Raw genomic sequence first — 19,147 nt, 5'->3', positions numbered from 1 at the left:
GGGACAGTCACCGGCAGTGCGAGCCCTCGGAAGGTCTCACGCTTCCCGTGCGGCACCAACTTCTCCTGATCCCAGCCCCGTGTACCCCGACTTCAGCCCCACCCCGTGGAAGCTGAAGCACTTCACCGGCTTTCCGGCAGGTGCTTCTCCCTCGGGAAATCCCCGGGAGCAAACGTCAAATTGAGCCGCCGGCCGCTTGCGTGCCCCGAGGCTCGGGGGGTAAGAGCCCCAGCACTTTCTGACTCTGCAAATCAATCTCAACAAAACCCAACAAACCAGGAGTCCCGATGAAGTTCCGAGCCTGTATCCCCGCGCTGGCGGCCGTGTGGCTGGCGGCGTGTGGGTCGGATGTGGAGACCACGGCCGGCATCCCCGTGGCGCCGTACGTCCAGCTGCACTCCCACGTCTCCGGCGCCAGCGCCGAGAGCGCGGTGGTGAAGCTGCAGGGCTCGGTGAGCGCGCCGGGCAAGCTCGCGGAGCTCACGGCGCGGCTCAACGGCGGCGAGCCCCGCGCGGTGGAGTTCCAGACGAGCACGCCCACCAGCGCGAGCTTCACGCTGGAAGTCACCCTGGTGGAGGGTGACAACGAAATCCTGCTGGCCGCGGTGGACCAGACGGGCGCGCGCACGGAGCGCACGCTGGCGCTGCGCTTCGACGAGGCGCCGGTGGTCGAGGTGCGCTCGCCCCGCGAGGGCGTGGCCACCACGGTGCGCCGGATGCACGTGGAGTTCGTGGCCACGGACAACGTGGCGGTGACGGGGCTGACGTACACGCTCAACGACGGCGCGGCGCAGACGCTCACGCTGCCGGCCACCGCGGGCGAGCCCGTGTCCTTCGAGGTGACGCCGCGCGCCGGCCGCAACACCGTGGTGCTGCACGCCCGGGACGCGGCGGGCAACGAGGCGGAGCAGACGGTGTCGTTCCACTTCGGCCAGATTGCCTCGGCCGGCGGCCTGCACAGCGGCACGCTCAAGGACGGACGGGTCTACACGTGGGGCCGCAACAACCGGGGCCAGCTGGGCCTGGGTGACGACGTGCGCACGGACCAGACCCAGCCCCGGCCGGTGCCGGGCCTGGAGAACGCGACGGCCATCGCCTTCAACCAGAACTTCGCCATGGCGCTGACGGCCGACGGCAGCGTGTGGTCCTGGGGCGAGAACAACGACAGCCAGCTGGGCCTGTCCACCCCGCCCTCGGGGGAGACGCCGGGCATCCCCGACATCACCCCGCGCTACGTGGCGACGAAGATTCCCAACCTGACGGGCGCGGTGTCCGTGGCGAACGGCTTCCGCCATGTGCTCATCCTGATGGAGGACGGCACCGTGCAGAGCTTCGGCAACAACGCCAACGGCCAGCTGGGCGACGGCACCACCGTGGCGCGTGGCTACCCCATGCCGGTGCAGGGCCTGACGAACGTGGTGAAGGTGCTGGGCGGCTCCATGCACTCGGTGGCGCTCAAGGCCGACGGCACCGTCTGGGTGTGGGGCCGCAACGACTACGGCAACCTGGGCACGGGCGTGGTCGACACCGTCAGCCACCCGCTGCCCAACCAGGTGCCGGGAATCGCGGACGTGGTGGACATCGCCAACGGCCGCGACCACATCCTCGCGGTGCACAAGGACGGCACCGTGTCCTCGTGGGGCCTGGACGTCAGCGGCCAGCTGGGCACGGGCGCGCTCAGCGCGGGCGGCGAGAGCGCCACCCCGGTGAAGGTGAAGGGCGTCACCGACGCGACGGCCGTCTTCGCCAACGGCAACTACAGCTTCGCGCGCCGCGCGAACGGCTCGCTCATGGGCTGGGGCCAGAACTTCAACGGCCAGCTGGGCGTGGGCATCAAGGAGACGAACGAGCTGGAGGCGCGCGCCTCCTCCGAGAAGCTGACGCCGCTGACGGCCATGGGCATGGGCGCCACCCACGTCATCGCCGTGCGCGAGGACGGCTCCGTGTTCGCCTGGGGCTGGAACCTCAACGGCTCGCTCGGCCCGGACGGCGTCATCGACCGCTGGTCCTACACCGACCCCATCCCGGTCCCCCTGCCGTGAAACACGCCGTCGGTCTGGGTCTGTTGCTGGCGCTCCTCGGGGCCGCCGCCGCGTGCGGCGACTCCGGGGCCCCGCCCCTCACGCCTCCGGGTGAGCCGCCCCCGGAGCCGCCTCCTCCCGAGCCGCCCCCTCCGCCCCGCTTCGACGTGGTGGAAGAGGGGGAGGACCACCCCGGTGGAGCCACCAGCGTGACGGTGACGGGCGCGAGCGCCTTCACCCAGCCGGCGGCCAATCTCAGCCTGGCCCGGCGCGCCGAGTTCTTCGTGGGCGAGTCCGTCTTCGAGGCGGACTGGGTGCGCGCGCCCAGCAACTCGCAGCAGGACCGGGACGGCCTGGGACCTCTGTTCCACTCCGTCTCGTGCCTCGCCTGCCACGTGGGCAACGGCCGCGGCCGCCCCCCCGAGGCCGACGAGGTGGCGGACACGCTGCTCGTGCGCCTGTCCCTTCCGGGCACCGGCCCCCACGGCGAGCCCGTGCCCGAGCCCACCTATGGAGACCAGCTCCAGCCCCGGGGCATCCCCGGCGTGCCCGCGGAAGGCCAGGCGCGGATGGAGTGGACCGAAGTCTCCGGCACCTTCGCGGACGGCGAGCCCTACACGCTCCAGTCCCCCACGCTGGTGCTGACCGACCTGGCCTACGGGCCCCTGTCCGCGGACACGATGACGTCCGCGCGCGTGGCCCAGAACATGGTGGGCCTGGGCCTGCTGGCGGCCATCCCCAACGAGACGTTGCTGGCGTGGGCGGACCCGGACGACGCGGACGGTGACGGCGTGTCCGGCCGGGTCAACCGCGTGTGGAACGGGCGCACGAACCGGGTGGCGCTGGGCCGCTTCGGCTGGAAGGCCAACCAGCCGGACATCGAGCACCAGAACGCGTCCGCGCTGCTCGGAGATCTGGGCCTCACCACCACGCTGTTCCCGAAGGACACGTGCACACAGGCGCAGGCCGTGTGCCTCGCGGCGCCCCAGGGCGGCGAGCCCGAGGTGACGGACCGGCAGCTGATGGCGCTCGACTTCTACTCGCACACGGTGGCGCTCCCCACGCGCGAAGGCGTCGACGACGCCCAGGTGCTCCAGGGCAAGGCCGTGTTCCACCGCGTGGGCTGCGCCCGGTGCCACAAGCCGTCGGTCACCACCGGCGCGCTGGAGGGCTACCCGGAGCTGTCGAATCAGCTCATCTGGCCGTACTCGGACCTCTTGCTGCACGACATGGGCGACGAGCTCGCGGACGGACGTCCGGACTTCCTCGCCAGCGGCCGCGAGTGGCGCACCTCGCCCTTGTGGGGCCTGGGCCTGACGCAAACGGTGAGCGGACACTCGCGCCTGTTGCATGACGGGCGCGCGCGCACGCCGCTGGAGGCCGTGCTCTGGCACGGAGGCGAGGCCGAGTCCTCGCGCGAGAAGGTGAAGGCGCTGTCGCGCGTGGAGCGCGAGGCGCTGGTGGCCTTCCTCGACTCGCTCTGAGTCAGGCGCGGGCGACGGGGGGGCCGCCCAGGGGCAGCCGGACGCGGAACGTGGAGCCCTCGCCCGGCGTGCTGTCCACGGACACCTGGCCGCCGTGCGCCTCGACGATGCGGCGCAGGCGGTACAGGCCCAGCCCCAGGCCGCCGTAGTGCCGCACCGGCACCGCGCGCTCGAAGCGGCGGAACAGCCCGTCCACCCGCTCCGGGGCGATGCCGATGCCGTGGTCCTTCACCACCAACGTGGCCATGGCATCCTCCTGCTCCAGCGCCACCTCCACGGGCCGGCCGGGGCCGAACTTCATCGCGTTGGACAACAGGTGGCGCACCACCTGCCCCAGCCGGGCGCTGTCCCACCGGCCCGGCATGGGCGGCATGGGCCCGAGCACCAGCTCACACCCGGCGCGCGCCGCGGCCGGCTCCGAGCGCGTCACCGCGTCGCGCACGACGTTGGACAGGTCCACGACCTCCAGTTGCAGCCGGGGCGGTCCCCCCTGCGCCTGGGACACGTCCAGGAGCGACTCCACCAGGTCCGACATCCGCTGCACCTGACGGTCCGCGGCCTCCAGCGCGCGCTCCAGCCGGGGCGCCGCCTGGGCCGCCCCCAGCATGCGCAGCGCCCCCTGAGCGCCCTGCACGCGAAGCCGCAGCGCGGCCAGGGGCGTGCGCAGCTCGTGCGCCGCCACGCTGAGGAAGTCGTCGCGCACGCGCACCGCCTCGTTCGCCTCGCGGTAGAGCCGCAGCTGCTCGGTCACGTCGCCGATGATGCCCGCCATGCGCACCGGCCGGCCCTGCTCGTCGCGCAGCGCGCGCCCCCGCCCCACGCACGAGCGATAGCCGCCCGTCGCGTGCCGCAGCCGGAAGGCCACGTCGTACGGCGCCCCGCGCTCCAGGTGCTCCGTCATGGCCGCGAGCACCCCGGCGCGGTCCTCCGGGTGCAAGAGCTCCACGAAGGCCTCGTGCGTGCCGGCGAACGTCGCGGGCGTCAGCCCCAACATCTCCAACAGGCGCGGGCTCCAGTACAGCGTGCCCCGCCGCAAGTCCCAGTCCCAGATGCCGTCATAGGAGCCCTCCACCACCAGCCGGAAGCGCTCCTCGCTCTCGCGCGTGCCCCGCTCCGCCTGCTCGAGCAACCCCACGCGCCGCTCGAGCTGACGCACCATCCGATACAGGTGGTCCTCGGTGTTCAGCTCCGTCGGAGACCCCACTGGCGGCGCGGCGCCCAGCGGCGTGGGCGGCCCGGCCTTCAGCGCGCGCAGCAGCACGCCCACCAGCTCGTCCCCATCCTGCGCCCGGCGCACGAAGCCATTGGCCCCCACGTTGTGGGCCATGCGCAAATCCAGCTCATCCGGCGTCAGCGCGTGCGTGAGGATGACCGGCACGCGCGCGAAGCGGGACTCCTGCCGCAGCGCCATGCACAGCTTGTAGCCGTCCATGCGCGGCATCAGCGCGTCCGCCAGCACCACGTCGGGCCGCCGCCGCCTCGCGACCTCCAGCGCCTGCGCCCCATCGTCCGCGGACACCACCCGGAAGCGGAAGGGCACCATCATCAACTGCAAGAGCTTGCGCGACACCGGGTCGTCATCCGCCACCAGCACCAGCGGCCGCGCCTCCGGGGGGCCCTCCTCCGGCACCACGCGCCGGACCTTCTCCACCAGCCCGCCCAGCGACAGGGGCCGCCAGAAGAAGCCGGTGAGCGGCAGCGCCAGCCGGCGCACCACCTCCTCCTCGGCGGGGAAGGCCTGCACGTACAACCCCACCGACGCCGCCTCCAGCGCTCGCCGGAACGCCTCCAGCGCCTCCCTGCCCGCCGCCAGCACCCCCGCCGCCGCCACCACGAGCAACACCGGCTGCGTCACCAGGACCGAGGCGGCCGCCGCCACGTCCGCCAGGGCCACGACCTGCCATCCCTGGCTCTCCAGCGCGAGCACCTGGAGCTCCCGGGCCACACTGGATTCTTCGATGAGCAGCAGGCTGGGCTTCGTCACGGCGAGGGGACCCGGAGACACGAGCAGCAGGGCCTTCGCGAGGCCCCGACGAACGACAAAGGCGCAAGTGTGGGCACTCGTCGCTCCCAGTCAAGGAGCGCGGGATGGACTGTTCGCCGGTCCAACACCCGCCGCCGCCCTCCAGGCGACCCCAGGGGGCCCTCCTCTCCTCTTCCCAGCGGAATCTCGCGACAACAACACCCATGATGCTTTTACAATCCAGATACGAAATGAAACCCCTCCGGCCCCCCCGCCCCCGCGGCACCGCCCGCTCCGCCAGCCCCCGCTCCACTCGGCCGGGGCCATCGCGACGCGCCCGGGAGCGGCAGCACCCACCCGGACATCGCCACGCTCGGGGCGCCGCGTCACCGGTGACTCATGAGTTGCAACTGCACCCTGGAATCACTGGACTCCCGGACACCGCCCCGCGCCCTTGGAGTCCCCAGGACACCCGGTGGCAACTGTCGTGCGCCGGACATCCACGCGCGGGCTCACGACGTTGGCGTGGCCGCTTGGGCACGTCCGGGGTCCACCGACGTCCAGCCGTGACTGACCGGAAGTCGGGAAGCGCGGTGAATCATTACGCACAAGGATTGCACCAGTATCCTGGACTCCTGGTGCTCACTCTCGTATCCAGGAGTCTGGGGGGACCCGGCGGGCAAGCCACTCCAGTCCACACGACCGGACGTCGTACTCCGGGCGAGGTGAAAGTGTCCCGCAGATGGGTTATGCGAAAAGACATCATGGGAGCAAAACGAATCGCCGTGCAGCCGAAGCTCGCTGATTTCCAGGAGAGGATCCGCGCGTCGGGTCTGCGCAGCACCGCGCCCCGCGTGGCGGTGCTCCGGGAGCTGGAGTCGGCCACCGCGCCAATGAGCCACGCCGACCTGGTGGATGCGCTGGGTGACGAGGGCTATGACCGGGTGACCATCTACCGCAACCTCACGGACCTCACGGAGGCCGGGCTGGTGGTGCGCGCGGACCTGGGAGACCACGTGTGGCGCTTCGAGCTGCGACGCTCGGGCGACGAGCACAGCGGCAACCACCCGCACTTCACCTGCACCGACTGCGGCACCGTCGCGTGTCTGCCGGAGGAGTCCATCCGCATCGCCGCGTCCAAGGGCGTGCCTCGCGCGGTGGCCCAGAAGAGCGTGGACGTGCAGCTGCGCGGCCTCTGCGACCGCTGCGCCTGAGCGAAGCCCTCACCCCCGCGCCGCCGTCCGCGCGGGCCGGGGTGAAAAACGAACGCCCGGGCCCTCCCGACTTTCGCGAAGAGGGACGGCCCGAGCGTGTGACGCGGGGCACGGGCGCTTGCTGGCCCCGTGCCCAGGACATGAGCGGCTACTGGATGGTGTACGCCACCGTGCCGCTGCAGCTGTTGCTCGAGTAGCAGCCCGCGCGGATGGTGAACGTGCCCGCCGCGGTGGCCGTGTACGAGAAGAACGACAGCGTGCCGCAGGAGTCGTCGTTGCTCGCCACCGACGTGCCGGCCGCGTTGGCCAGCCGCAGGTAGGTGTCACCCGTGCCGGAGGCGCCCGTCACCGAGCAGGTGCCCACGCGAATCGTCTGGCCCGCCGCCAGCGTCACCGTGCGGTTGGTGGTGTTCTGCTGCGCGTTGTTGGTGTTGGTGGCGGTGAAGGTGAACGTGGTGGACGGCGGGGGCTGGGTGGTGCCGCACAGCCGCAGGCTGCCGGCCACCGCGCAGTACGCGTTCACCGCGGGGCGCACGTAGGTGATGTCCTCGCCGCGGCAGCCCGTCTCCGCGCACGCGTTGACGATGCGGCAGCTGCCGCTCGTCACGTAGTCCGTCTCGCCGCGCACCAGGATGCCCGCCACCGTGTAGCCGGTGTTCTCGTACACGCCGGAGCCGGAGTTGCCACCGAAGGTGTCCGTGGTCGCCACGAAGTAGTCCAGCGAGCCCGCGCGCGCGTCGCGCACCTTGCCGCCCGCGTCGATCTTGAACGGGATGCCGCTGCCCGAGCCGATGACCGTCACGCCCGTGCCCACCGGCAGCGCGGCGCTGCCAGCGCGGATGGGCGCGGGCACGAAGCGCGGCGTGGCGGCGCGGTCCAGCTTGATGATGGCGTAGTCCAGGTTGGGCGTGCCGGAGGTCTGCTGGCGCACCACGATGGACTGGCAGGAGAAGATGTCCGCGCTCGTCACCTGCTTGAGCGTATTCGCCGCCGTCTTGTAGAAGTTGAACACCACGCGCGTGCTGGTGCAGGCCGAGGCGCTGGTGATGCAGTGGCCGGCCGTCAGCACCAGGTCGTCATCGATGAGCGTGCCGGAGCAGAACGCCGGCGTCAGGTCGGTGAGGAAGCGCTGGGTGGAGCACAGGTTGTACGCGGACTGCAGCGTGGACGCGTTGAACGTCACGTTGCCGTTGCTCCCCACCGTGTAGTCGGACGTCGTCATCAGCGCCACGGTGGACTGCTCGGCGCGCTGGCGCAGCGTCGCGTCCGGGTGCGCGTACACGTCCTGGCGGTCATCCGTGCCGTACACCACCGGCTGCTGCGTGGTGTCCGTCTGGGGCTGCTCCGGCTGCGGCTCGGCCTGCTGCTCCGGCGCCGGCCCACAGGCCGAAATCGTCAGCGCGCACAGCATCGTTCCCAACAGCTTCCTGCCCGCAACTCGAGACATGGTTCGCATGAGGACTGCTCCCTGGAAATGAGCGCCCGCCTGGGAGACGGGCCGCCACCGCCATCTTCACGGCATCCGGGAATACGAGCAAACCGATATAAAAACAGCTTCCGTGTAACTCGATTAAAGCAACTCCATTGCAAATCCGGCACTCAGCGAGGGCCGGCGAGGGGGCGGGCGTCGGCTGGTGAACCGTGATTCACCCCACCCGGCCGCCGGGTGCTTCCGTCCCGACACGGGCGGCCCCATGGTTGAGGTGGTGTGGGAGCGAGTCGGCCCCGACCAGGGTGGGGAGACCGGTGCAAGCGCTTCAGACACTGCTCGTCGTGGACGACGACCTGGACATCCGGGACGCGCTGCAGGACGCCTTCGAGCTGGAGGGCTACGCGGTGCTGCTGGCCGCGGACGGACTGGAGGCGCTCGCGCAACTGCGGCAACAGGACACGCCGCCGCACCTCATCCTGTTGGACCTGATGATGCCCCGCATGGACGGCTTCGCCTTCCGCGAGGCCCTGCGCCATGACACGGCGCTGGCGGACATCCCCGTCGTCGTGGCCAGCGCGGACCTGCACCTGGAGTCCGCCGCCCGCGAGCTGGACGTGGCCGGCTGCCTGCGAAAGCCCCTGGACCTGCACGAGCTGCTGTCCACGGTGAAGCGGCTGAGCCAGGGCGACTGAGCACGTCCCGCCCCCGCCCGGCTGCTCTCCGGACGGGCCGCCCATCCGGCCGCGCGGGGCAGGTTGGCGAAGGGAGGCAGCCTCCCCACCCTTGCTCCCAGAAGTCATCCAACGGACCCAAGGGAGAGGGACGCTCATATGAAGAAGCTCATCGCCACGTTCGCCGTGTGTCTGGGAACCGCCGCCTTCGCCCAGAGCGCGCCGGCGCCGTCGCAGACGCAGATTCCAAGCTCGGGCACGCGCGTGGACACGGGCGTGAACGCCACCGACGTGGGCCGCGGCCTCAACGGCGCCACCCGCGAGGCCTCCAACGCACAAGCGCAGGAGAACCTCTTCAAGAAGGAGCACGCGCTCAGTCTCAAGGGCACGGTGAAGAAGGCGCACAACGACAGCGTGGATTTGACGCGCAAGGATTTGCCCGACGCCAAGCTGGACGTGAAGGCCCAGACGGTGGTGATGCTGGACGGCAAGAAGGTGCGGGCCGACGAGATTCCGGAGGGCTCCGAGGTGCGCGCGCGCTTCCAGCTGGACGGTGACGACGCCGTCGCCGTGGAGCTGCGCGCCACCAGCCCCAAGAAGGGCACGGGCGGCTCCGGCGCCGTGGACACGGTGAAGAAGGACGCCAAGAAGGCCGGCGACAAGGTGGAGCAGGCCGGCGACGACGTGAAGCAGGACGTCGACGACGCCGTGCACTGATTCGAGCACCGTCGCGCGGGTGACAGCATCCACGGGCCCGCTCCCTTCGGGGGGCGGGCCTGGTCATTTCCGGCGCCACGTCACGCCGCCCGAGTGCCCACGGTGGGAAGCCCGCTTCCCTCTTTCCATGACGGTGGATGTGCGCAACGGCCGGTACGCCGCTTGCTCCACACCGGGGACGGGAGGAAGCGGTGATTCGACGACTGTTGGGCGCGTGTGTCGGTGTGGCGGTGATGATGACGGCGGTGGCCTGCGACAGCTCGGACGGCACCGGCAAGGGGCCAAGGGACGGCGACGTCCAGGCTCCTCCGGATGACGCGGGGGCTCCGGATGCGGGGGATGGCGGCACCGACCCCGTGCCCGACGCGGGGGATGGCGGCACGGACCCCGTGCCCGACGCGGGTGGCGATGGCGGCACGGACCCGGTGCCGGATGGAGGCGTCGTCGTGCCCACCACGCCCGAGGGCCCGTGGCCCACGGACGGCCTGACGGACTACTCGTCGAAGTACGGCATCCCCAAGGTCGCCTCGGTGGGCGTGGACGGCGCGCACAACATCTGGGTGCTGGATGGGGACCGCATCGGCGTCTTGCGCGCGGACACGCAGCGGCTGGTGTGGACGAGCCAACCCATCGGTCAGGCGGGCCTGGGCTTCGGCTCGGCGCAGCACCAGCTGGCCACCGGCTCCACCGTCATCTGCGGTGGCAAGGCGGGCGAGGCCTACGTGGGCTACATGACGAGCGACTCGGTGCCGGGAGGCCAGCGCATCGCCGGGCGCGGCGAGCCGGACTTCTCCGAGGCGCACTACTTCGAGTTCCAGAAGGGGGACATGGACCTGGTGCAGCTCAACGGCGACGGCACGGACATCGTGCTGCGTGAGCACCTGTACCGCTCGGTGGGCACCAGCCGCCCCAGCCGCAACGAGGCCATCGGCATCCGCAACAGCAACGACTTCCACTACGACGAGGACCGCTCCGTCTACTCGTGCATGCGGGTGATGAAGGGCCCGTACGAGGGTGAGGTCTACATCGGCACGAACCACGGCGTGACGCGCATCCGCGACCTCGAGTACAGCAGCCACCGCCACCCGGCCTGGTGGCTGCTCGTCCCGAAGGCGGACCCGAGCCAGCCGCCCACCCGCTCGCAGCGCGCCGGCTACACCTACGGCCTGGGCTACTCGCAGGCGGGCCACCTGCTCATCGCCAACAACTGGAAGATTGGAATCCTGCCGCCCAACCGCGAGCTGAAGTATTGGGATCGCGAGCAGCAGGAGTCGGGCATCCCCGAGGGCACGGAGCTGTCGCTCTACCGGCTCAACACGTTCGTGGACCCGGTCAACCCGGGCAACGACGTGGAGCGCTCGCAGCCCGCGCCGGAGAACCACTGGCGCGGCATCCAGCAGACGAAGGACGGCCTGTACTACGTGGCGGGCCTCAACAGCGGCCTGTGGCAGTTCAAGGCCGAGCCCACGCGGCACGACCCGAACAAGGACGCGGACACCGACTACGTGCGCATCGACGGCGCGGGCACGGACCGCTACACGGCGCTCGCGGCCACCGACGACGGCTCGCTCTTCGTGGGCACGGATGGACGCGGCCTGTGGCGCCTGACGCCCCAGAAGCAGCTGGAGAAGGTCCAGGGCGTGGGCGGCTCCAAGGTGCAGCAGCTCGTCTACGACCCGCGCGTGACGCCCAGCGCGCTGTACGTCCTGGTCGACGGCAAGCTGTACGTGCTGCGCGGCCACTGACAGGCCGCGCGTGACACGCTGAAGAACGGCGGGCGCCTTCCGGGACACTCCGGGGGCGCCCGCTGGCGTCGTGGGGTCAGCGGACCCGATTCACCGAGGCGCTCTGCGCGGTCGCCGCGCGGGGCTGGGTGGGCAGCCGCAGGATGAAGGTGGAGCCCTGGCCCTGCGCGGAGCGCACGGTGATGCTGCCGCCCATGGCCTCCACGATTTGACGGGTGATGTAGAGCCCCAGGCCCAGGCCGCCGTAGTGGCGCTCGGAGACGGCGCGCTCGAACTTGCCGAACAGCCGCGCCATGCCGTCCTCGGAGATGCCGATGCCGTGGTCCTTCACGGCCAGCACCGCCATGGTGCCCTCGCCCACCAGCGACACCTCCACCGGCCGGCCCGCGCCGTACTTGGCCGCGTTGGACAACAGATTCACCAGCACCTGCTCCACGCGCAGCGGGTCCCACTGCCCCGGCAGGGTGCCGGAGACGTGCACGGACAGCTCGCAGCCGGCGCGGGAGAACTCCTCCGAGAAGGCGTCCACCATCTGCCGCACCACCTGGACCAGGTCCAGCTCTCGCGGCTCCAGGCTCAGCTTGCCCGCCGCCAGGCGCGACACGTCCAGCAGCGTGTTCACCAGGCTGCCCAGCCGCGACAGCTGTCGCTCCAGCACCTGGCCCCGGGGCGCCAGCTCCTGGCCCAGTTCGGGCTGCGCGCCGGACACCTGACGCAAGAGCAGCTGCAGGTGCAGCCGCATGCTGGTGAGGGGCGTCCGGAGCTCGTGCGCGGCCACGCTGAGGAACTCGTCGCGGGCGCGCACCGCCTCCTGTGTCTCGCGCAGGGCCTGCTCGCGCACGGCGCGCTCCCGGGCCGCGCCCGCGTCGCGCTGGGCCTCCACGCGGCGGCGCTCGGTGAGGTCCTCCACGTAGAGGCACGCGGCGACGACGACGCCGTCGCGGCGCACCGGGTGGTAGCTGGCGCGGAAGACGCGCGTGCGCTCCACGCCGCCGCCCGGCTCGCGGTGGATGATTTCCACGCCGTCCAGCGGCTCGCCCGTCTCCAGCACGCGGCGCACGCGGCGCGAGGTGTCGCCGAGCGAGGAGTGGGGGTTCATCACCTCGTCCATGTGGCGCCCGAGGTGGGCCTCGCGGGGTCGGCCGTTGAGCGCGGCGAGCGTCTCGCTGACCTCCACGAAGCGCAGCTCCCGGTCCACCACCGCCATGCCCACGGGCATGGTGGACATCAGGTCCGCGAGACAGACGGAGCCCGGACCGAGCGATGCATTCCGCGGTCTCTCACCGGCTGGCATCGTCACGTCCGGGCCGAGATCAGGGGCCACTCCAAGCCGGGGGCTCATCGTCCTCGGCTGTGTACCAACGTCGCTGGACGCCGTCACCGCTCGCCCCCTGGCCGTGTGTCCAATGGTGGAAGAAAGCTCCCACGCTCGCCCGGAATCTTCCTCGAATCCTTGGGGTTTTTCCCTCACCCCGTGAGCCGGCCGACAGGAGGGCAGGCGTGCGCGGGACACCTGCTTCAACCCACCTCCCCTGGCTTCGTAGAATCGCCGTCCCTCCCCGGCCCGGAAAGGAACCGCACCGCATGCGCTTGAGACGTCTGGCCCGCCGTCGCCCCGCCTCCCCGTCCAGTGAGTCCCCCCTGGAGCCCATCGCCGGAGGACGTAACGAGGTGGTGGCCTGGAGCGGCGCGGACCCGCTGCGCCCGGAGCGACGCCTGCGCTGGAGGGACCACTTCTCCCTCACGGAGAACCTGCTCCACCTGCCGCACCTGACGGACCGCCATGACGGCCTGCGCGTGGCGCAGCTGTCCGACGTGCATGTGGGGCAGGCCACCAGCGACGTGCGCATCCGCCGCGCGGTGGAGGCCGTCAACGCCGAGGCCCCCGACCTGGTCTTCCTCACCGGCGACTACGTCACCCACAGCCCCAAGCCGCTGCCCCGCGTGCGCGACGTGCTCGGCGGCCTCAAGGGCCAGGTCTTCGTGGTGCTCGGCAACCACGACCACTGGGTGAACGCGCCCTACCTGCGCGAGAGCTTCGAGCGGCTGGGCTACACCGTCCTGCAGAACGAGCACCGGGTGGTGCACGTGAAGGGCGCGCCGCTGACGGTGCTGGGCGTGGACGACGGGCGCACGGGCCGCGACGACGTGGAGGCCACGTTCCGGGGCGCGCCGGAGTCCGGCACGCGGCTGGTGCTGGCCCACACGCCGCCCACGGTGGACAAGCTGCCGGCGCACGCGGGCCTGGTGCAGTTCTCCGGGCACACGCACGGCGGCCAGTTCATCGTGCAGGGGCTGACGGAGGCCCTCTTCCGCCGCGCGGGTCAGCCGTACATCCGCGGCCACTACCACGTGAACGGCAACCAGCTGTACGTGAACCGGGGCCTGGGCTTCGGCTTCGGCGGGCCGTACCTGCGCCGGGGCAGCGAGCCGGAGGTCGCGTTCTTCACCCTGCGCGCCCAGGCGCACGTGGCCGTGGCCAGCTGAAGCAGCCTTCACCCGAGCGCGCGAGGGCCCGAGCGCCTTCGCGCGCAGGGGGCGAGGTCAGTGTCTCAAGGGCGAGCCCAGCCGACCACCGCCCAGGCCGCTCTCCTGCCGCCCTCCGCGCCGGAGGCTGAAGGGGCCCGAGCCGAAGTACACGATGAAGAGCGCGCCCCCCGCCATGGAGAGGTTCTTCATGAAGTGGATGAGCTGGTCCTGCGCCTGCATCGGGTCCGCGACGAGCCAGAAGCGGTGGACCATGAAGGCGGCGGTCACCAGGAAGATGGCGATGGCCGCGGCGCCCAGGCGCGCGAACACGCCGAGCAGCACCGACAGCCCCCCGAGCACCAGCGCCGCGCCGGACACCAGCACCGCCCAGCGGGGCTCGGGCACGCCCGCGCCCTGGGCCACGGTCGTCAGCGCGTCGAGCTGGATGAAGTGATTCAAGCCGCTGGTGATGAAGATGGCTGAGAACAGCAACCGGGCAAGCGGCACGAGCACTCCCATGGATGGCCTCCTGTGTCCCACCAACGCCGGGGCGTGGAAGTCATTCTCAACCTGCCCATGACTTCCCGCGGGGCAGCCAGCGCCCGGCCTCCTGCCTGCCCTCCGGTGAGCCCGCGGGGCCGCCGCCCCGTGTCCCGGACAGCTGCGACAACACGCCACACGCCGGGGGGCGGGTGGGGGGCGTAGGGTCCTCTTCGTCGTGAAAGCCCCACTCTCCCTCCTGTCCTCCCTGTTGGGCGCGGTGCTGGCCCTGGCGCCCGTGTCGTCCGCCTGGGCGTGTGCCACCTGTGCGTGTGGCGACCCCACGCTCATGTCCATGGGCACCGAGCAGCCGTTCTCGGGGCGGCTGCGCTTCTCCTCCACCCTGCGGGGCTGGGGGCACACGGTGGGACAGGACAACGTGGACGCGCTGCGGCTGCGCGAGGCCCGCATGGACGTGGCGGTGGCGTACGCGCCCCTGCCGTGGCTGTTCCTGTCGGCCACGCTGCCCCTGCAGGCGCGCGAGGTGCGCTCCGTCAGCCTGGCGCGCGAGCGGGGCTGGGGCGTGGGCGACGTGGAGCTGACGGCGAAGGCGTTCCTGTACCAGGACCGCGCGTTCTCCGCGGACCACCTCTTCAGCGTGCTGGTCGGCGTGAAGCTGCCCACCGCGCCGAAGCTGCGCCTGGAGGACGGCACGCTGATGGACCTGGACACGCAGCTGGGCAGCGGCTCGGTGGACCCGTTGGCGGGGCTGGCGTACCAGCACTTCCGGGGGAGCTGGTCGTTCCTGGTGAGCGCCACGGGCTTCCTCCCCACGCGCGGCATCCTGGGCTACCGGGCGGGCGCGTCGGTGCGCACGACGATGGCGGCGCAGTACCAGCCGGCGGAGCGGTGGGCCCTGCGGCTGGGGCTCGACGGGCGCATCGAGGCCGCGTCGGACATCGACGGTGAGAAGGAGGAGAACGGCGGGGGCGTCATCGGATATGCGTCTCCCGACATCCTCTTCAGCCCTCGGATGGACCTGGTGGTGGCCGCGGGTGTGCGGGTCCCCTTCTTCAACCGGCTCCGCGGTCGCGTGGCGCCCACTCCCATCGCGATGCTGTCCGTCGCGTACGACCTCTGACGCCATGCCCTCTGTCGTGAAGCCGTTCGTGCTGCTGCTGTGTCTCACCGGCTGTGGTGGCGGGGAGCGCATCGAGGGGATGCAGTTGAGCCTGGGGCTCACCACGGGCCGCGCGCGGAGTGTCCCGGAGGCGGCGGGGGCTCGCACGCTCGTCACGGATGAGGGGGCTCGCGCCACGCTCTCCGGGGCGCTCGTCACGCTGGGCAGCGTGGAGCTGTTCAAGTGCGAGGAGACGGGCCTGCGTCGGTGGCTGCGGGCGCTGTCGCCGGTGGGCACCGCGTGGGCGCACTCGACGACGAACGCGCTGCGGCTGGGCATCCCGCACGTGGTGTCGCTGGGTGAGTCGGACGGGACGGTGGTGGCGCTCGGGGTGCTGCATCCTCCGCCGGGGCGGTACTGCCGGGCGCGGTTGACCTTCGAGCCGGCGGACTCGGACGCGGAGGGCCTGGGCGCGGCGCTGCAGGGCTCCAAGCCGGTGGACATGCTGGGGTTGAGCCTGCATGTCCGGGGGACGCTCGACGACGGCGAGGCGCGCGACTTCGAGTTCGAGACGCGCGGGCGCTCGTCGGTGGACGTGGTGCTGGACGGGGTGGAGCTGTCGGAGGACTCGCCCAGGGCGGAGCGGGTCTTCACACTGGCGTGGGATTCGTGGCTGGATGGCGTGGGCCCCGGCGAATCGCCGCGCAACGTGGACATGCTGGGCAACGTGGCCCGGTCCGCCTCGCTGCAGCCTCCTGTCGTGCCATGACGCCTCCTGTCGCCCACGAGCCCGCCTCTCGCGCCCGCATCAACCTGGAGTGGCTGTTGCGGCTGCGCTGGGGCCTCCTGCTCGGGCAGGCGCTGGTCATCGCGCTGGCGGCGTATGGGTTGGAGCTGGCGTTGCCGGTGCCGGTGCTGGCGGGGCTGTTGGGGTTGGAGGCCGCGACGAACCTGGCGGTGCGCGCGTGGCTCGGCCGGGCGAGGGTGAGTGAAGCGACCATCGGCAAGTTGATGCTGTGGGACACGCTGGTGCTCACGGGCCTGCTGGCGCTCAGCGGAGGGACGCACAACCCCTTCACGATGCTGTACCTGGTGAACGTGGTGCTGGGCACGGTGCTGCTGCCGGCGCGGTGGATGTGGGGCCTGTTGGGCTTCACGCTCGCGGCGTTCGGCTCGCTGTTCGTGTTGCAGGACGTGGAGCTGGTGCCGGGGCTGGCGCGGCCGGACCACGCGGCGCTGATGCGGCTGCACCTGAACGGCATGTGGGTGGCGTTCGCGGTGGCGGCGGGCTTCATCGCGTACTTCGTGCAGCGGGTGACGCGGGCGCTGGAGGAGCGCGAGCAGGAGCTGGCGCAGGCGCGTGTGCAGCATGCGCGTCGCGAGAAGGTGGCGTCGTTGGCGACGCTGGCGGCGGGCGCGGCGCATGAGCTGTCGACGCCGTTGTCGACCATCGCGGTGGTGTCGAAGGAAGTGGAGCGCGCGCTGGCATCGGCGGGGACGTCCGAGGCGGTGCGTGAGGACTTGAGGCTCATCCGGCAGCAGGTGGACCGCTGCCGCGACGTGCTGGTGCAGATGTCCGCGGACGCGGGACAGACGACGGGGGAGGCCTTCCATCCGATGCCACTGGGCAGGTTGGTGGAGGACTCGCTGGCGGAGCTGTCGGGCGTGGAGCGGGTGAAGGTGGAGCTGCCGACGGAGCTGAGCGGACGGTGGGTGCAGGGGCCGCCGCGCGCGCTGGCGCGGGTGGTTCGCGGGTTGGTGAAGAACGCGCTGCAGGCGTCGCCTCCGTCGAAGGCGGTGGAGCTGCGGGTGGTGGAGGGCAAGGGCGGCGCGAGGCTGGAGGTGCGCGATGGCGGCGCGGGGATGCCCGCGGACGTGCTCGCGCGCGCGGGTGAGCCGTTCTTCACCACGAAGGCACCGGGCGAGGGCATGGGCCTGGGGTTGTTCCTGGCGCGCACGCTGGCGGAGCAGCTCGGCGGTTCGCTGGAGCTGCGCTCCACGCCTGGACAGGGCACGGTGGCGAGCCTGGCGCTTCCGCTCGGCGCGCCCGCGGTCACGGAGGTGGCGTCATGAGCACCCCTGTCGGTGATGGCCACCACCCGAGCCTCCTGCTCGTCGATGACGACGCGACGCTGCGTGAGCGGCTCGCGCGGGCGTTTCGTGAGCGTGGCTGGGAAGTGACGACGGCGGGCGACTACGACGAGGCGCTGGTAGCGGCGAAGCGCGAGTCACCCGAGTACGCCGTCGTGGACCTGCGCATGCCGGGACGCAGTGGGCTCGAGGTGGTGAAGGACCTGCTGGCCGTCGACGCGTCCACCAAGGCCATCGTGCTCACGGGTTACGGGAGCATCGCCACCACGGTGGACGCCATCCGCCTGGGCGCGGTGAACTACCTGCCCAAGCCCGCGGACGTGGACGACATCCTCGCGGCCTTCGCACGCGCGAGCGGTGAGCCCTCGCTCGCGGCACCGGAGACCTTCGAGGCCCCTTCGCTCGCGCGCGCCGAGTGGGAGCACATCCACCGTGTGCTCGCCGACTGCGCGGGCAACATCTCCGAGGCCTCGCGCAAGCTCGGCATCCACCGCCGCTCGCTCCAGCGCAAGCTCCAGAAGTACCCGCCGGCGCGGTGACCCACGATGCGCTCGAGCACGTCTGGATGAAACCCCCAGCGCGCACGAACCGCGAGACGCCCAGCCCTCGGGAGGCCGAGCGTCCCGCCCCGGTGCTCAGTACTCCTTCAAGAGCTTCTCGGCCGTCTTCAGGCCCAGCTTCTTGAACAGCGCGGCGAGCTTCGGCTTGGGAATCAGCTTCTTCGCCGCGGCCTCGATTCGCAGCAGCGCGAAGGTGAGCTCGTCGAGCGAGTCGAAGGCCGGCGACACCGTGCCCTCCTCGTGCGCGTAGCGGACGACCTTCCCCGTGCTGGTATCGAGCAGGAACATCTCGCCCGAGCCATCGCTCGCGATACCGACGTACTTCGCCTCGGCCGCGCCGTGCAGCTTCTCCTTCTTGCAGTCGAAGCCGTAGCTGCTGAAGTCGAAGGCGAGCGTCATCGTCGGCACGCCTCCCCCCTTCACCACGTCATCCAGCACCTTCCCCGCCTCCGCGCCGCGAACCTTCTTGCTGCCGGAGCTCGACACCCGCTTCGCCTTCGGGAAGAAGCGAGCCGCGTCCGCCGCGAAGTCACCTCGCTCGATGTAGCCCGCCAGCGCCGCCGCCTTCGTGCCCTCACCCCACTCGGTGAGCTTCGGCGTGCTCACGTCCAGGGGCTTGCCCTTCTTGTCGAAGAACGCCGTGCTCTTCAGCTTGCCCTTGGCGAACACCGCCTTCAGCCGATGCGGCCACGGCTTCGGCACCTTGAAAATCTTGTGCGACAGCGCGGAGTCGCCCAGCTCGAACAGCGCGCCGTCCACCGGACCGATGACCCACTCGACCTCGCCGTCGATGGCCCCGTCACGCATCGGGACCTTCAGCTCGACGTCGGACTCGAAGCCCGTCATGAAGCGGGTCTCCACCAGCACCCCCTCCACGAACGTCGCGAAGAGCGTGGGGCTCGGCCCCACCGGCAACCCGAGCGCCTTCTGCATCGCCAGGCGCGGCGCATGCTCGGACATCTCATGGATGCCGAGCGACCACATCACCTCGCCATCGAGCTTGCCGTCCTTGCGCCGGGCATCCAGCAACAACATGCCGGACGGATGAATCCACAGGCGCTCATGCGCGGCGCCAGGTGCTCCCTCCCGCCAGAGCCGGGCCTCGGCATCGAAGGTCGCTTTGGGAGGCACATCCTTGGGGCGCTTGGCAGTCGTCATTGCGCCGGACGATAGCGACCGG

16 protein-coding genes are annotated in these 19,147 nt (G+C 71.2%); 11 read left to right on the top strand and 5 right to left on the bottom strand.

Annotated elements, in window-relative coordinates:
• Positions 1 to 287 precede the first annotated feature (287 nt).
• Both LXT21_RS09640 and LXT21_RS09635 read left to right on the top strand, forming a co-directional pair.
• Positions 288 to 2,042 carry an RCC1 domain-containing protein gene (locus LXT21_RS09640; protein ID WP_254037824.1) on the top strand — a complete coding sequence of 585 codons (1,755 nt, stop codon included), beginning with the start codon at positions 288 to 290 and terminating at the stop codon, positions 2,040 to 2,042.
• On the top strand, positions 2,039 to 3,505 hold the full coding sequence (locus LXT21_RS09635; RefSeq protein ID WP_254037823.1) for a di-heme oxidoreductase family protein: 1,467 nt from the start codon (positions 2,039 to 2,041) through the stop codon (positions 3,503 to 3,505). The genes LXT21_RS09640 and LXT21_RS09635 overlap by 4 nt, the downstream gene beginning before the upstream one ends.
• 1 nt (position 3,506) lies before the next feature.
• On the opposite strand, the gene LXT21_RS09630 is transcribed toward LXT21_RS09635, so the two are convergent.
• Positions 3,507 to 5,489: a hybrid sensor histidine kinase/response regulator gene (locus LXT21_RS09630; protein WP_254038525.1), complete on the bottom strand. Its 1,983-nt coding sequence runs from the start codon at positions 5,487 to 5,489 to the stop codon at positions 3,507 to 3,509.
• 743 nt (positions 5,490 to 6,232) lie between these two features.
• Here LXT21_RS09630 and LXT21_RS09625 point away from each other — a divergent pair.
• Positions 6,233 to 6,682: a Fur family transcriptional regulator gene (locus LXT21_RS09625; protein ID WP_046716764.1), complete on the top strand. Its 450-nt coding sequence runs from the start codon at positions 6,233 to 6,235 to the stop codon at positions 6,680 to 6,682.
• A 148-nt stretch (positions 6,683 to 6,830) separates the two neighbouring features.
• On the opposite strand, the gene LXT21_RS09620 is transcribed toward LXT21_RS09625, so the two are convergent.
• Complete coding sequence (locus LXT21_RS09620; protein WP_254037822.1) at positions 6,831 to 8,138, bottom strand: serine protease; 1,308 nt, start codon at positions 8,136 to 8,138, stop codon at positions 6,831 to 6,833.
• A gap of 290 nt (positions 8,139 to 8,428) precedes the next feature.
• Between LXT21_RS09620 and LXT21_RS09615 the strand changes: the two genes are divergently transcribed.
• The 3 genes from LXT21_RS09615 to LXT21_RS09605 all read left to right on the top strand — a co-directional run bounded on the left by LXT21_RS09615 (position 8,429) and on the right by LXT21_RS09605 (position 11,247).
• Positions 8,429 to 8,806 (top strand): response regulator, encoded by a 378-nt coding sequence (locus LXT21_RS09615; protein WP_046716766.1) that lies wholly within the window; start codon positions 8,429 to 8,431, stop codon positions 8,804 to 8,806.
• Between the two features lie 138 nt (positions 8,807 to 8,944).
• Complete coding sequence (locus LXT21_RS09610; RefSeq protein ID WP_254037821.1) at positions 8,945 to 9,502, top strand: hypothetical protein; 558 nt, start codon at positions 8,945 to 8,947, stop codon at positions 9,500 to 9,502.
• A gap of 191 nt (positions 9,503 to 9,693) precedes the next feature.
• Positions 9,694 to 11,247 (top strand): hypothetical protein, encoded by a 1,554-nt coding sequence (locus tag LXT21_RS09605; RefSeq protein ID WP_254037820.1) that lies wholly within the window; start codon positions 9,694 to 9,696, stop codon positions 11,245 to 11,247.
• 76 nt (positions 11,248 to 11,323) lie between these two features.
• Here LXT21_RS09605 and LXT21_RS09600 read toward each other — a convergent pair whose 3' ends face one another.
• Positions 11,324 to 12,475 carry a sensor histidine kinase gene (locus LXT21_RS09600; RefSeq protein ID WP_254037819.1) on the bottom strand — a complete coding sequence of 384 codons (1,152 nt, stop codon included), beginning with the start codon at positions 12,473 to 12,475 and terminating at the stop codon, positions 11,324 to 11,326.
• A gap of 356 nt (positions 12,476 to 12,831) precedes the next feature.
• On the opposite strand from LXT21_RS09600, the gene LXT21_RS09595 reads away from it, so the two are divergent.
• On the top strand, positions 12,832 to 13,734 hold the full coding sequence (locus LXT21_RS09595) for a metallophosphoesterase (protein ID WP_254037818.1): 903 nt from the start codon (positions 12,832 to 12,834) through the stop codon (positions 13,732 to 13,734).
• A 57-nt stretch (positions 13,735 to 13,791) separates the two neighbouring features.
• Here LXT21_RS09595 and LXT21_RS09590 read toward each other — a convergent pair whose 3' ends face one another.
• The gene (locus tag LXT21_RS09590; protein WP_254037817.1) at positions 13,792 to 14,235 is read right to left on the bottom strand and encodes a DoxX family protein; all 444 of its coding nucleotides are present in this window, start codon (positions 14,233 to 14,235) and stop codon (positions 13,792 to 13,794) included.
• Between the two features lie 199 nt (positions 14,236 to 14,434).
• Between LXT21_RS09590 and LXT21_RS09585 the strand changes: the two genes are divergently transcribed.
• The 4 genes from LXT21_RS09585 to LXT21_RS09570 are packed head-to-tail and all read left to right on the top strand — an operon-like array spanning position 14,435 to position 17,946.
• Positions 14,435 to 15,337 (top strand): transporter, encoded by a 903-nt coding sequence (locus LXT21_RS09585; protein WP_254037816.1) that lies wholly within the window; start codon positions 14,435 to 14,437, stop codon positions 15,335 to 15,337.
• Between the two features lie 4 nt (positions 15,338 to 15,341).
• Positions 15,342 to 16,085: a hypothetical protein gene (locus tag LXT21_RS09580; protein WP_254037815.1), complete on the top strand. Its 744-nt coding sequence runs from the start codon at positions 15,342 to 15,344 to the stop codon at positions 16,083 to 16,085.
• Positions 16,082 to 17,389, top strand: a complete 1,308-nt coding sequence (locus LXT21_RS09575) for an ATP-binding protein (RefSeq protein WP_254037814.1) — start codon at positions 16,082 to 16,084, stop codon at positions 17,387 to 17,389. Before LXT21_RS09580 ends, LXT21_RS09575 begins: the two co-directional genes overlap by 4 nt.
• Entirely contained in the window at positions 17,386 to 17,946 is a 561-nt protein-coding gene (locus LXT21_RS09570; protein ID WP_254037813.1) for a response regulator transcription factor, read from the top strand. The genes LXT21_RS09575 and LXT21_RS09570 overlap by 4 nt, the downstream gene beginning before the upstream one ends.
• Before the next feature lie 96 nt (positions 17,947 to 18,042).
• Here LXT21_RS09570 and LXT21_RS09565 read toward each other — a convergent pair whose 3' ends face one another.
• Positions 18,043 to 19,125 (bottom strand): SMI1/KNR4 family protein, encoded by a 1,083-nt coding sequence (locus LXT21_RS09565; protein WP_254037812.1) that lies wholly within the window; start codon positions 19,123 to 19,125, stop codon positions 18,043 to 18,045.
• Positions 19,126 to 19,147 lie beyond the last annotated feature (22 nt).

Origin of the sequence: Myxococcus guangdongensis (genome assembly GCF_024198255.1) — a bacterium.
Taxonomy (GTDB): Bacteria; Myxococcota; Myxococcia; order Myxococcales; family Myxococcaceae; genus Myxococcus; species Myxococcus guangdongensis.
The sequence above is the reverse complement of the archived record's forward strand: the minus strand, read 5'-3'. Positions and strand labels throughout refer to the sequence as shown.